General features: G+C 64.2%; 14 protein-coding genes. 6 read left to right on the forward strand and 8 right to left on the reverse strand.

What is annotated here, in order from left to right:
* On the reverse strand, positions 1-290 hold a 290-nt coding region (locus VKM35_RS06335; protein WP_414636578.1), incomplete at its 3' end, for an ATP:cob(I)alamin adenosyltransferase.
* Between the two features lie 13 nt (positions 291-303).
* Positions 304-903: a hypothetical protein gene (locus VKM35_RS06340; protein ID WP_324319521.1), complete on the reverse strand. Its 600-nt coding sequence runs from the start codon at positions 901-903 to the stop codon at positions 304-306.
* Between the two features lie 83 nt (positions 904-986).
* On the opposite strand from VKM35_RS06340, the gene ubiH reads away from it, so the two are divergent.
* A complete protein-coding gene (gene ubiH, locus VKM35_RS06345; protein WP_324319523.1) occupies positions 987-2198 on the forward strand; it encodes a 2-octaprenyl-6-methoxyphenyl hydroxylase in 1212 nt (403 codons plus the stop codon).
* The gene (locus tag VKM35_RS06350) at positions 2195-3376 is read left to right on the forward strand and encodes an FAD-dependent oxidoreductase (protein ID WP_324319525.1); all 1182 of its coding nucleotides are present in this window, start codon (positions 2195-2197) and stop codon (positions 3374-3376) included. The genes ubiH and VKM35_RS06350 overlap by 4 nt, the downstream gene beginning before the upstream one ends.
* 135 nt (positions 3377-3511) lie before the next feature.
* Here the strand turns inward: VKM35_RS06350 and VKM35_RS06355 are convergent, their stop codons facing one another.
* From VKM35_RS06355 to VKM35_RS06380, 6 genes are all read right to left on the reverse strand, one after another.
* A complete protein-coding gene (locus tag VKM35_RS06355; RefSeq protein ID WP_324319527.1) occupies positions 3512-3844 on the reverse strand; it encodes a hypothetical protein in 333 nt (110 codons plus the stop codon).
* Between the two features lie 4 nt (positions 3845-3848).
* Positions 3849-4919 carry a 23S rRNA (cytidine(2498)-2'-O)-methyltransferase RlmM gene (gene rlmM, locus VKM35_RS06360; protein ID WP_324319529.1) on the reverse strand — a complete coding sequence of 357 codons (1071 nt, stop codon included), beginning with the start codon at positions 4917-4919 and terminating at the stop codon, positions 3849-3851.
* Positions 4920-5012: 93 nt separating this feature from the next.
* Complete coding sequence (locus tag VKM35_RS06365) at positions 5013-5582, reverse strand: nucleoside deaminase (RefSeq protein WP_324319530.1); 570 nt, start codon at positions 5580-5582, stop codon at positions 5013-5015.
* Positions 5582-6091 carry a hypothetical protein gene (locus VKM35_RS06370; RefSeq protein ID WP_324319532.1) on the reverse strand — a complete coding sequence of 170 codons (510 nt, stop codon included), beginning with the start codon at positions 6089-6091 and terminating at the stop codon, positions 5582-5584. The genes VKM35_RS06365 and VKM35_RS06370 overlap by 1 nt, the downstream gene beginning before the upstream one ends.
* On the reverse strand, positions 6069-6473 hold the full coding sequence (locus VKM35_RS06375) for a GFA family protein (RefSeq protein ID WP_324319534.1): 405 nt from the start codon (positions 6471-6473) through the stop codon (positions 6069-6071). Before VKM35_RS06375 ends, VKM35_RS06370 begins: the two co-directional genes overlap by 23 nt.
* Positions 6474-6475: 2 nt before the next feature.
* The gene (locus VKM35_RS06380) at positions 6476-8251 is read right to left on the reverse strand and encodes a glutamine--tRNA ligase/YqeY domain fusion protein (RefSeq protein ID WP_324319536.1); all 1776 of its coding nucleotides are present in this window, start codon (positions 8249-8251) and stop codon (positions 6476-6478) included.
* Between the two features lie 116 nt (positions 8252-8367).
* On the opposite strand from VKM35_RS06380, the gene VKM35_RS06385 reads away from it, so the two are divergent.
* The 4 genes from VKM35_RS06385 (at position 8368) to VKM35_RS13840 (ending at position 12685) form a co-directional block, all read left to right on the forward strand.
* Positions 8368-8628 carry a DUF2007 domain-containing protein gene (locus VKM35_RS06385; RefSeq protein WP_324319538.1) on the forward strand — a complete coding sequence of 87 codons (261 nt, stop codon included), beginning with the start codon at positions 8368-8370 and terminating at the stop codon, positions 8626-8628.
* 98 nt (positions 8629-8726) lie between these two features.
* On the forward strand, positions 8727-10922 hold the full coding sequence (locus tag VKM35_RS06390; RefSeq protein ID WP_324319540.1) for a diguanylate cyclase domain-containing protein: 2196 nt from the start codon (positions 8727-8729) through the stop codon (positions 10920-10922).
* A gap of 77 nt (positions 10923-10999) precedes the next feature.
* On the forward strand, positions 11000-11650 hold the full coding sequence (locus VKM35_RS06395; protein ID WP_324319542.1) for a glutathione S-transferase family protein: 651 nt from the start codon (positions 11000-11002) through the stop codon (positions 11648-11650).
* An 843-nt stretch (positions 11651-12493) separates the two neighbouring features.
* The gene (locus VKM35_RS13840; protein WP_414636579.1) at positions 12494-12685 is read left to right on the forward strand and encodes an SEC-C metal-binding domain-containing protein; all 192 of its coding nucleotides are present in this window, start codon (positions 12494-12496) and stop codon (positions 12683-12685) included.
* Positions 12686-12876: the final 191 nt, after the last annotated feature.

The following is a 12876-nucleotide window of genomic DNA, read 5'->3' on the forward strand; positions in this document are numbered from 1 at the left end:
TCGAGCTGTTGTTCAAGACGGTCGATGTCGGCGGAGAAAATCGCCGAATGGCCGGGGATGCAGAGTTCGCCGCCGAGATCGAACAACTGGTGCTGCACCGCGACTAATACTTCGCGCACTGGCTCGGGAATGTCGCCAGCGAGGATCAGGCCGATCGCCGAGTTGGCTTCATCGACCGTGCCGTAAGCGGCGACGCGCGCCGAATCCTTCGAGACGCGGGAGCCGTCGCCGAGTCCCGTCGAACCGTCATCGCCCGTGCGGGTGTAGATCTTGGAAAGACGGTTGCCCATGGCGACGGATCCTTCAGAGTGCGGTGCGGCTGTCCGCCTTCGCCGTGACCGGCAATTTGCCAGCAATCAACGCGACCACGACGTGCAGCACGGCCGCGCCGGCGACGTATATCGACGCGGTGTAGAGATAGGGCAGGTACCAGTCGCCAAGATTCTTGATCCAGCCGGCAAATGTTGCGCCGTGCACGCTGTCGCTGAGCCAGTAGAAGCTGCCGTTCGAGATCACGTCGCAGGCGGTGACCGAAACCAGAAAACTCAGCGCGAGCAAGCCGAAACTAGCCAGGCTCAAGCCCTGGTAATGCTTGCGCAGCCACAGGCCGCCGAACCAGAGGCTGAAATAGGACGGCACCAGGAACCAGTACGCGGCAGAGACGCAGTAGTGATCCCAGAAGCCGAGGCCGCTGGCGGTGATCACGTACCAGTCGACGGCGACGGCCAGCGCCATCAGCAGCGGGAATGCCCAGCGGCTGATGCCGCGCAGATAAAAGCCGCCGATGAAGAACAGGGCCCAGGAGGCGTCGGGTATCGCGGAGAAATGGTTGATGCGCGTGCCCATCATCACGAGGGCGAGCGCCAACAGGATTCCCGCGCGCTGGCTGGTGGTCAGGTTCATGATCGTGCTTCCAGGAGAATCGCCGGACATTCTAGCGGAACTCGGCCACCCGGGAGACCCCGGGCGGCGGGTATCATTTGCCGATGAGCGAACACGTCGAAGCTATGGCCGTCGATATCCTCGTGGTCGGTGCCGGTCTGGTCGGCGCCAGCCTGGCCTGTGCGCTGGAAGGTTCGGGGTATCGGGTCGCGCTGGTCGAGGCCACTGCGCCCGATCTGAGTCCGCCCGGTTTCGATACGCGCAAGCTCGCACTGTCCGCGGCCAGCCTCAATGCGCTCGCGGCGCTGGGCGTATTGGCGAAACTGCCGACCGCACCTTCGCCGATCCGTAAGTTGCACGTGAGCCGCGTCGGCGATTTCGGCGCGGTGCGCCTGGATGCCGGCGATGTCGGTCGCGAAGGTTTCGGCGCGGTGGTGCTGGCCAGCGATCTCGGCGCGGCACTGGAAATGCGCCTGTCCGAAATCAGGAATCTGCAGCGTCTGCGTCCGGCGACGGTCAGCGCGGTCAGCCCAGGCGATCACGACGTGAGCGTACAGATCCAGCAGGACGACGCAACGCACACGCTGCGCACGCGATTGCTGATCGCTGCTGACGGCACGCGATCTTTCGTGCGCACGGCATTGGGTATCGGCACGATCGAACACGATTACCAGCAGACGCTGCTCGTCTGCAGCCTGGCCGCCGATCGCGCCGCCGACGGCACCGCCTACGAGCGCTTCAGCGAACAGGGTCCGGTCGCGTTGCTGCCGATGGGCCGCGATTACGGCGCGGTCTGCGGCGTCGCGCGCGAAGACGCGGCGGGTGTTTTGGCGCTCGACGACACCGGCTTCATCGACTATTTCCAGCAGCGTTTCGGCTGGCGCGCCGGGCGAATTTTTCGCGTCGGCAAGCGCAACGCCTATCCGCTGGTGCGCGTGCTCGCCGAACGCCTCGATGCGCCGCGCAGTCTGTTGATGGGCAATGCCGCGCAGACCATCCATCCGATCGGTGCGCAGGGTTTCAATCTCGGCCTGCGCGATGCCTTGATGCTCGCGGAATTGCTCGATGGCGACGACCCCGGCGATGCCGCGTTGTTGTCGACCTACGTCGAAGCGCGTCGCGAAGATCGCGAGCGCACGCTGGCATTCAGCGACGGCCTGGCGCGCATCACTGCCAACGACAGTTTCCCGATGCACCTGCTGCGCTCGCTCGGTTTGCTCGCGATCGGCAACAGCGAAGGTCTTTCGGCGCCGCTGCTCTCGGGCGCGATGGGTTTGCGCGGACAAGTGCCGGCGCTGGCGCGGGGCCGAGCATGACGCGGCGCGGCGCTTTCGATGTTGTCATCATCGGTGCGGGCGTGGTCGGGGCGGCCGCGGCGCTGGCATTGGCGAACGAAGGCCTGCGTGTCGCGATCGTCGAAGCGCACGAGCCCAAGCCTTGGCGGGCGGAGTCGCACGATCTGCGCGTCTATGCCTTCGCTCCCGATTCGCAGACTTTGCTGGAAGCGCTGGCGGTGTGGCCGCAGGTCGTCGCCGCGCGCGCGCAGCCGTATCGGCGGATGCGCGTCTGGGACGCGGGCGGCGGCGGTGAGCTGGATTTCGATGCCGATGCGTTGGGCCGCCAGTGCCTGGGTCATATCGTCGAACACGGCCTGCTGGTCGATCGCCTGTGGGCTGCGATCGTCGCCGACGCACGCATCGAGCGGCATTGCCCGGAGCGCCTGGAAGCGCTGGAACAGGATGCCGATGCTGCGACGGTCACGCTCGCCAATGGCCAGCGTCTACATGCGAAGCTCGTGCTTGGCGCCGATGGTGCCACTTCGCGCGTTCGCGATCTGATCGGCTTGAGTGTCACCGAACGCGACTACGGGCAATGCGGCGTCGTCGCATACGTGAGTACACAGCACGCGCATGAAGACACTGCCTGGCAACGCTTCCTGCCGACCGGCCCGCTGGCATTCCTGCCTTGCAGGGACGGCCGCAGCTCGATCGTCTGGACATTGCCGGAACACGAAGCGGCGCGCTTGCTGTCCGTCGATGATGCGGCTTTTTGTCGCGAGCTCACGCGGGCTTTCGACGCCCGTCTCGGCGACGTGATTTCAGTTTCGACGCGTGCCTCGTTCCCGCTGCGCCGACAGCTGGCCAGTGAAATGGTCAGCGGCCGGATCGCGCTGATCGGCGACGCCGCGCACGCCGTGCATCCGCTGGCAGGGCAGGGCGTGAATCTCGGCCTGCGCGATGTCGCGGCGTTGCGCGATTCGGTGCGGTCGGCGCTCGCTGATCGTCGCGATTTCAGTGCGCCGCACCGCCTCGCGCGCTGGGCGCGCAGTCGCAGCAGCGAGAACGCGTTGGCGGCCTACTCGTTCGAGGCGATCAACGCGGCGTTCTCGAACGATGCCGTGTTGCCGACGTTGCTGCGCGGTCATGCCCTCGGCCTCGCAGGCAAGCTGCCGATGCTCGGGCAGTTTCTGTGGAAGCGTGCAGCGGGGTTGTAGTCGCCCGTAGGAGCCAGCTTGCTGGCGACTCTGTTTATCCAGGCAGTGACTACGGCATTGTCCATCTGATTGCGACGATCGAGGCCGTCGACCCTATGCGGTGTCGCCAGCAAGCTGGCTCCTACGGGTTTCGCATCAGCCCGGCGGTGCGAGGAATTCTTTCTGGCTCAGGTAACCGTCGCCGTTCTTGTCCTGACGACGGAATTGCTCGGCCTGGCGCGTATGCAACTCCGCCAGCGTGAGTCGCGTGGCTCGCGTCACGTGTTGTTCCTCGGGTTCGAGGACGTCGTTGTGATTGGCGTCCATACGATGGAAGGCGTAGCTCATCCACTCCTGGAATTCGACCAGCGACAGGCGTTTGTCGTGATCGAGATCAGCGGCGGCGAAGTACGACGACTGGCTCTGTGCCTGCACGCAGAGCGGCAACAGAAAAAAAGCCAGCGGCACGATGCCCAGCGCACGGATCAAGCGATCACAGCGCACGCGGACGGGCCTCGGGATTGCTCGCGAAAACGGTGATTTCCTCGCGATCGTGGTAGAGCTGGCGGGCGCGGACGATCAGTGGTTTGCCGGCTTTGTTTTCGAACAGTTCCAGGCACATCCGGGTTTCGTCCCAGCGCTTTTTCATCGGCAGCTTGAGGTTGAAGATCGAGTGCTGACAGCCGTCGTGGGCGAACCACTCGGCCATGCGCGTCGCGACTTTTCGCGGCGACTCGACCATGTCGCAGACCATCCAGTCCAGCGGCTTCGGCGGTGTCCAGAGGAAACCATCGGCGCGGATGTGCTCGATGATTCCGGTGGCGAGCGCGGATTCGGCCAGCGGGCCGTTGTCGATCGCGGCAACGCGGATGTGCTGGCGCGCGAGCACCCAGCTCCAGCCACCAGGTGCGGCGCCGAGGTCGGCGGCGTTCATGCCCGGCTTGAGCAGGCGCTCGCGTTCGTCGGGCGTCATCAGTGTGAGGATCGCTTCTTCGAGCTTGAGCGCGGAACGACTCGGCGCTTCGCTGAGCTGGCGCAGGCGCGGCACGCCCAGCGGCCATAGCGAGCCGTCGCGGACATCGCCGGCCGCGAGCAGCGCGTGATTGCCATCGAGAAAGCAGACATGCAGGCGCGGCAGGCGCGGATCTTCCTTGTCGGTGAGCAGGCCGCGCTGGCGCAACGCCGGGCGCAGTGCATTGGCGAATGAACGTGCCAGTCCGGCGAGTTGTCGCGATTCGTCGGAATCGGGATGTTCGACCCACAGATCGCCGTAACGACCACGGCCGGCGAGCGCGTCGAACATCGGCGCGATGCGGTCTTTCGGATCAATATCCTTCAACTCGGCAAGCAGGCGCAATTTCTGTCGCGCGAAGATCAGGCCGGAATACGGCAGCGCCTTCGACATCGCCGCGCCGTGTTCGCCGAGGAATTGCACGAAGCCGCTGTTGCGCTCGGTGCGCGCATAGCCCGCGATGCCGGCGAGCGCCGCGCGTTCGCTCAGTTCGGCGGCAAGCTCGGGCTCGAAGCCGGGGCGGCAGTAGCAGAGCAGGCCTTCAGCGATCATCGCGTGTCCAATCCATGTAGGAGCGACGCAAGTCGCGATTTATTTACGTTACGGAGGCGTGTCGCGACTTGCGTCGCTCCTACATGAGAAGAATCAATAAACAACGCCGCTCTCGCCGTAGTCGCGCAGCACGTCACGCGCGTGATCGCGCATCAGATCGCGTTGCACGCGGATGCCGCGTTTTTCCAATTCGCCGGCCCAGTCGGCGGGCAGCGGGCCTTCGTCGAAACCGGCGAGCGTCTGCACGTCGTCGCTGCGTGCGGCGATCAGCAGTTCGTCGATGCCGGCCCAGATCAGCGCGCCGTAGCACATCGCGCAGGGCTGCGACGACGTCGCCAGGATGATGCGACCATCGCCATCGCCGTCGCCGTCGTTGAGACGGAAGCGCTGCATGCGTTGTTGGCAGGTCGCCACCGCCATCATCTCGGCGTGGGCGATCGAGCAGTTCGAAGGCACGACGCGATTGACGCCGATGCCGATCAGGCGCCCGGCTTCGTTGAATACCGCCGCGCCGAATGGTCCGCCGCTGCGATGCGCGACGTTGCGCCGCGACAGGTCGATCGCCAGCGCGATGCGGCTTTCGTTGTCGGCATAAACGCGGGTGGCGTCCACTTCATCGTGGATCCAGGGCGGTAGCGTGAGATGGATCTGTCCGTAAAGCATCACGTCCCCAGAGGATTGTTGTTGCCGGTGCCATTGCGCACCGCGCATTGGCCGGAAACGCATTGGCAGCCGGAGATCGACGGAAAACCGCAGATGCCCATCTGGCCGCTCTTGGCGCATTGCGCCTTCACCTGTTCCGGATGCGTCTTGCTGTCGATGTTCACGCAGGCGGGACGATAGCCGCAGCAGCTGCCGACATCCTTGATCGCGCAGTCGGCATCGGTCTTGCAATGCTGGTCGATCGCGGCGATCTGGAATTTCTTTGCTGGCGTGGTGATCGCGGCGGCGATGTCGGTGGCAGGCGTTGTCGTCATCACCGTCGTTGCGGGGGCCGGCGTGGGTGCGGATGTCGATGCCGAGGCGGAAGACGCCGTGGTCGTCGGTGTCGAGGCCAGTGGCGGCGCGGCAGCCGATGGTGCGGTGCCGTTGCCCTGCGACGCGGCGCAGGCGGCGAGGATCAGCAACAGCGCCGTCGTACACGCGGTTCTAATACGTTTCGCCGTCTTCATGCGGAAGCTCCTTGTCGAGGTCGAGCCAGGGCAGGCGATCGCGGAACCAGATGTGGCGATGCGGCCGGTGATCCTCGGGATGATCCAGCGTCGCGACGGTCACGTCCACCGATTCCGGCGCGAGGTCGGTGAACAACGCGATCAACGCACCGCAGTCGGGACAGAACTGCCGATGCGTGCTGCGGCTCGACTGGTAGCTTTTCAATTCGCCCTGGCTGAGCACGAAGTCCGCGCGCGGCACCGTCACCCAGGTGGTGACGATGCCACCGCTGTTGCGGCGGCACATCGAGCAATGGCAATGCGCGATGTCGCGCAGGGGCGCAGTGATGCGGTAGCGGATGCCACCGCACAGACAGGCGCCGCTGTGCGCGTCGCGGCTCATGCTCAGGCCGGCTTCGACCAGCTGTCGCGCAACGTGACGGTGCGGTTGAACACCGGATGCGTTTCACGATGGTCGCGACGGTCGGCGACGAAATAGCCCAGGCGCTCGAACTGCAGGTTCTGTTCGACCGCGGCGCCGGCGGCAACCGGTTCGACATAGCCGCGCACGTGTCGCACCGATTCCGGATTGATGCATTCGTGATAGTCGCGGCCACCTTCGTCGTTGTCGGGATCAGCGACCGAGAACAGGCGATCGTAGAGGCGGATTTCCGCCGGCACGGCATGGCGCGCGCTGAGCCAGTGGATGGTGCCCTTGATCTTGCGGTCGGCACCGGGCAGGCCGGCTCGCGATTCGGGGTCGAGCGTGCAATGCAGCGCGGTCACCGTATCGCCGTCCTTCACCACGTCCACGCATTTGACGATGCCGACGCCGCGCAGGCGTACTTCGCCACCGGGCACGAGGCGGTGGAAACCTTTCGGCGGCACTTCCATGAAATCCTCGCGCTCGATCCACAGCTCACGCGAGAACGGCACGCTGCGGCTGCCGAAGGCTTCGTTCTTGGGATGATTGGAGAAGGTCAGCGTTTCCTCGTGGTGCGCGTCGAGGTTGTCGATGATCACTTTCAGCGGATCGATCACCGCCATGCGCCGCGGCGCGTTGGCATCGAGGTCCTCGCGCACGCAGCCTTCGAGGATGGAGAAATCGATCAGCGAATTCTGCTTGCTGATGCCGACGCGGTCGGCGAGCAGGCGCAGGCTGGCCGGTGTGTAACCGCGACGACGCAGGCCTTGCAGCGTCGGCATGCGCGGATCGTCCCAGCCCGCGACCAGGCCTTCGTTGACCAGAGCCATGAGCTTGCGCTTGCTCATCACGGTGTAGTTGATGTTCAGGCGCGAGAACTCGATCTGTCGCGGCTTGCTGATGACGGTCTTCAGGCCGGCGGCGACCAGTGGCTGCCACAGGTCGGGGTTGCCGGCGAGATCGATGTGGTCGATGCACCAGTCGTACAACGGACGGTGATCCTCGAATTCCAGCGTGCACAGCGAATGCGTGATGCCTTCGAGTGCGTCGGAGATGCAGTGCGCGTAGTCGTACATCGGGTAGATCGGCCAGGCGTCGCCGGTGTTCTGGTGGTGCACGTGGCGGATGCGGTAGATCGCCGGATCGCGCAGGTTGATGTTGCCACTGGTCATGTCGATCTTCGCGCGCAGGGTGCGCGCGCCATCGGGAAATTCACCGGCGCGCATGCGCTGGAACAGATCGAGGTTTTCTTCGACGCTGCGGTCGCGGAACGGCGAGTTGCGGCCTGGTTCGGTCAGCGTGCCGCGATAGATGCGCACCTGTTCGGCATCGAGATCGCAGACAAAGGCCTTGCCGTCGCGGATCAGCTTGAGCGCGCTGCGATAGAACACCTCGAAATAATCCGAGGCATGGCGCAGCTCCGACCATTCGAAGCCGAGCCAGCGGATATCGTCCTGGATCGCGGCGACGTATTCGAGATCTTCCTTGCTGGGATTGGTATCGTCGAAGCGCAGGTTGCAGGGGCCGGCGAATTCCAGGCCGATACCGAAATTCAGGCAGATGCTTTTGGCGTGGCCGATGTGCAGGTAGCCATTGGGCTCGGGCGGGAAGCGCGTGTGGACGGCGGCGTGTTTGCCGCTGGCGAGGTCCTCGCGAATGATCTGCCGGATGAAATCGTTTTTCTCGACCACGGGAACTGCGGCATCGCTGCTGGCAGAAGGCTTGGCGGGTACGGCGTCGGGCGGGAGCTTGCTCATGGGGGCCATGGAAAAGGGCGAAGACCGAAAGCGGAAAGACCGGTAGTTTACCGGCTGGGTCGCGCCCCGTGCCGCCGCGCATGCGGTATAAATCGTCAGGGCCGGGGGAGATGCGAATGCGGGTCGTGTATGACGCAGCCAATGTTGTCGATGCCCATCTGGTCAAGCATGCGTTGGAAGCAGCCGGCCTGCCGGTATTTGTGCGCGGCGAATATCTGACCGGGGCGCTGGGTGAGTTGCCGATGTCGGGACTGGTGCAGGTTTGCGTGCCCGATGCCGCCTGGGACGAGGCGCAGATATGCCTGGCGGGGCTGGATCTGGGCCGGGCTTCGCCCGATGACGAGCCCGATTCCGCGATCGACGGACTGCTTGCCTGAGCACCCGGACACGTCTCTGGAGGGTGGCTGTGCCACAACGCGAATTGCGGCACACTTCCCGATCCGGAGGGGCATCAATGGCTAAGGCGGGATCCAGGGTGTGGGCAGGCTGCCTGGCGTTGCTGGTCGCGATCAGCGCGGCCGCGCAGACGCCGGCGACATCCGCGCCTGCCGCGACAGCCGACACGCCGAAGCCCGCGCTCGCGATCATGGAAACGCCCAGCGGTACGCCGCTCGAGGACATTCTTTCCGGGCGCGCACAGCCGGGCTTCACGCCGATACTCGAAAACACCCTCGGCGCCCGCGGTCAGCCGGGCAAGACGATCTGGCTGCGTCTGCGCACCGATCTGCCGACCGATGGCAGCCGACAATGGCTGCGCCTGGACCGGCAGGCGATCAAGACCGCGCGCCTGCATGTACCCGGGCCGCCGACCGCCGTCGTCGCCGAAACTGGGCATGGACAAAAAGCCGAGCCCGATCCCGAATGGCCCGATGCTTTCCTGATGCCGGTGCCCGAGCAATTGCAGGGGCCGACGACGTTGTACGTGGAAATCGATGGCGAGGGTTTCCTCAGCCTGCATCCGGAAATCATCGCCGCCGACGATCTGGAAAGTCGTGATCGTCCCAGCCAGCGTCTCTATGGCTCGCTCTATGGTCTGTTGGTATTGATCGCGCTGGTGGCGATTTTCCGCCAGTTCCAATCGCCGACCTCGGGCGGCGCAAGTGTGTTGCTGGCGACGGTGGTCTGCGGCATCGCCTGCCTTGCTGCCAACGATCATCTCGATGCCGTGCCGCTGGGCGCGCGACTGGCCAGCTTCGGACCGAAGATCGTTCCGGCACTGTGGCTGCTCGCCTGCGCGCCGCTTTTGTGGAGCACCAGCCGTTATGCCGGGCTGGAAAAAAATTCTCCCGATCTGCAACGCGTGCTCACCCTTGCTGGCGGTGGTTTTCTTGCACTGGCGGTGGTCGCGGTGTTCGTACCGCTGGTGGATCTGCCGGAATTGCAGCTGACCTCGATCGTGTTGCGGGCGCTGGTGATGCTCGCCTGCATCGTCGCGCTGGCAATGGATCCGCGGCAGTGGCGCTGGGGACCGATCCTGGTTTGCCTGGGCGTGATCGCGGCGATGGTCGCGCAATTCCTGGCGATGAAGCAGATGCTGCCGATGACGCTGATGCTGCGTCGTGGTTACGAATTGCTGATCGCGTTGTTGCTGGCGTTGTATCTCGTGCTGCCGTGGATACGGCAGAAACTGCAGGTGCGCGCCCAGGCCAAGCGCGCGATCGTGCCGGAGCTGAGCACGGTCGAGAAAATAGAAAAGGCACGTGCGCAGTTGATGGCCGGGCTGGAATCGGCACTGGTCAATGCTGCCGAGGGCGACCTCGAATGGGTCGCGTACCGGCGCCTGCTCGAAGGCCTGAAACCGGTATTGCCGCAACTGGCGTCGGCGGTGGTGGCGATGAACTATCACCACGAGGACTTGTTGCTGGTCGAGCCGAAGTCCGCCGAGCCGCGCTACCAGGTGTTGCTCGACCGTCGCGCGCAGCTGATGAAAAATCTCAGCCGTTCGCGCGCACCGCAGCAGATCGGCATCGATTTCGATGGCCCGGAAGGCCCGTTGCAGCAGGTGCGCTTGGCCGTCATTCCGCTGCCGATCGCCAAGCCGGGTTGGGGCGCGTTGTTGATCGAGCGCAAATCCGATGTGCTGTACAGCGAGGACGAGCTCGACCTGTGCGCTGAATTCGCCGCGCTGGCGACGACCGCCGGAGATGAAGCGGCCGCAGCGATGCTGCAGCGGCACGCCGAAGAGATCGACAGCGAATCGGGCGTCTACAAACGCGCGATGATCGATCAGCATCTGCAACGCATGCACGAGCTCGCATTCCTGCAGCACAAGCCACTGGCGGTGATGCGCGTCGGTCTGGACCAGTTCGAGGCGGTGCCCAAGGATGTGATCGCGAGCGTGGTGAATTCGGTGGCTGACCTGATCCGCGAGGAGGTCGACTACGGCGATGTGGTCGGACGCTTTGCTGCCGATGAATTCCTGGTGCTGATGCCGGGCCGCAAGCTCGGCCTAGCGCGAGAGCTCGGCGACCGCATCTGCGCTGCCGTCGCGAAAATGGCTTTGCCGGCCGGCAGCGGCATCGAGAAGCTCACCGCGACCATCGGCATTTCCGCCGCGCAGCCGGGCGAGCGCGGCTCGCAGCTGATGATGGAACGCGTTGCCCAGGCCGTCGGCAAGGCGCGGCAATACGGCGGCAACCAGACGCAGGCGATCAGCAGCGTGACGGTGTAGATCAGCGGCGCCTGTTGCTGTCGTGCCTTCGCCGCAGCGACTATTTTTCCGGCAGTGTTTTCAAGGCGGATGGATCCATGCCAACCCTGGTGATCGGCAACAAGAATTATTCCTCGTGGTCGCTGCGGCCCTGGTTGCTGCTGCGCCATTTCGGCGTCGCGTTCGACGAAGTAAAACTGCCGCTGGACACGCCGGAGTTTTACCAGCGCATCGGCGACTACACGCCGACGGGGCGCGTGCCGGTGCTGCTGGTCGACGACGAAACGATCTGGGATTCGTTGGCGATCTGCGAAGTCATCAACGAACGTTGGCTGGCGGGTCGCGCCTGGCCGATCGATGCGAAGGCGCGCGCCGCGGCGCGTTGCGCCGTCGCCGAGATGCATTCCGGCTTCGCCGCGCTGCGCACGCAGCTGCCGCTCAATTGCCGACGCGAACGCAACGGCTATCGCTGGGATGCAGACGCGCAGCGCGACATCGATCGTGTGCAGGCGATCTGGCGCGACCTGCGTGCGCGCTTCGGCGGCGACGGCGATTTTCTCTGCGGCGAATTCGGCATCGTCGACGCGATGTTCGCGCCGGTGTGCACGCGTTTTGTCGCCTATGGCGTCGAGATGGATGCGACTGCACGCGATTACGCCGCCGCGATCTATGCGCTGCCAGCGATGCGCGAATGGCTGGCCGCAGCGCAGGCGGAACCCGAGCATTTGCCGGCGACTGATCGCGGCTGATTCCTTCGGGTGATTTCGGTAGCTGCTCCGCTGTAGGAGCGGCAAGACCGCGAGTGCTTGGCGAAGACATTGCTGCCTGCGCTGGACTCGACGGCAGCCTCCACTGCTTTCTTACCCACCTAGTAGGAATTCCCTGACAGAAGCCGGAGCGATAAACAACTGCTGCTGCGCGGCCGCCGCCAAACTCAGGTGCTAGGTGGGCAAAGTTTCTGGGTTGTACCTCAGCAATATTTGAGTCCGCGCCGTGCAGTTTCCCGGCAGGCACATTCAAGCTTCGCCGCACATCACGTCCCGCAATTATTTTCCCCCGCTGCCTATCATTGTGGCATCGCGTTTCGTGGCACCCCGCACAAACTCTTGCTAGGCTGCCATCTAACTATTCAATCAAGGGGAACACCGCGGCCTGCGGTCTCGGCGTCCCCGTGTTTCAGGTGTCAGGGGGGCAGGGAGAGTTCGATGCCAGCCGTACCAGCGTTCTGTGATTCCTGCGGTACTCCATTTGCCTCCGGGTTCTTCTTAGAGAACGCGCTGCATGTTAATTTCTCCGGCTGCAGCTCTGGTCCCTGTCCCAAGTGCGGCGGCACGGGCCACGTGCCCGATGGAGTATTTAACTTCATCGGAGACACCGTTGAGATTCTGTCAGCGCCCGACCGCACAGTCAGAGAGCTGCGGGAACTGGCTAGCTTGATCCAAGCCGCCACGGAACGTCGCGCTGCCCCTGAAGAGGTTGCGGAGCAAATTCGCGCCGAACTCCCCGGCTTCCGCCGTTTGGCGGATCTATTGCCAACTGACCGCGGGGAGTTGTACGGCTTTTTAGCTCTAGTTCTCGCCACTGCGCAGCTTATGAGTTCGCCGTCGGGCACTACGAACAACATCACGGTCAATCAGGTCGTCGAACAGGCTTGTCCTTCCTCGGTGGCGCCGAGCTCAGCGCCAAGTCGAGCGCCGGGGAAGAAACAGGGGCGAAATGAGCCATGTGCTTGCGGCAGCGGCAAGAAGCATAAGAAGTGCTGTGGCAACGCAGCTGCCCCCTAACAATTCGTCCAAGCCGACGCCGCTTCGCGGCGGCTTAACTCAGGTGTTAGCGCTCAAGGAGGGGCGACATGAAAGATCCTGGGGTCTCTAAGAAAGAGCTTCTGCGCTATGTGAAATTGGAAGAGGATGAGGAGACAGCCGAATTGCTCACGCAATCCAGCTTTCTTTACGTTGGCTCGGCAGTTAGGAAC

This window comes from Arenimonas sp. (genome assembly GCF_035312645.1).
Classification (GTDB): Bacteria; Pseudomonadota; Gammaproteobacteria; order Xanthomonadales; family Xanthomonadaceae; genus Arenimonas.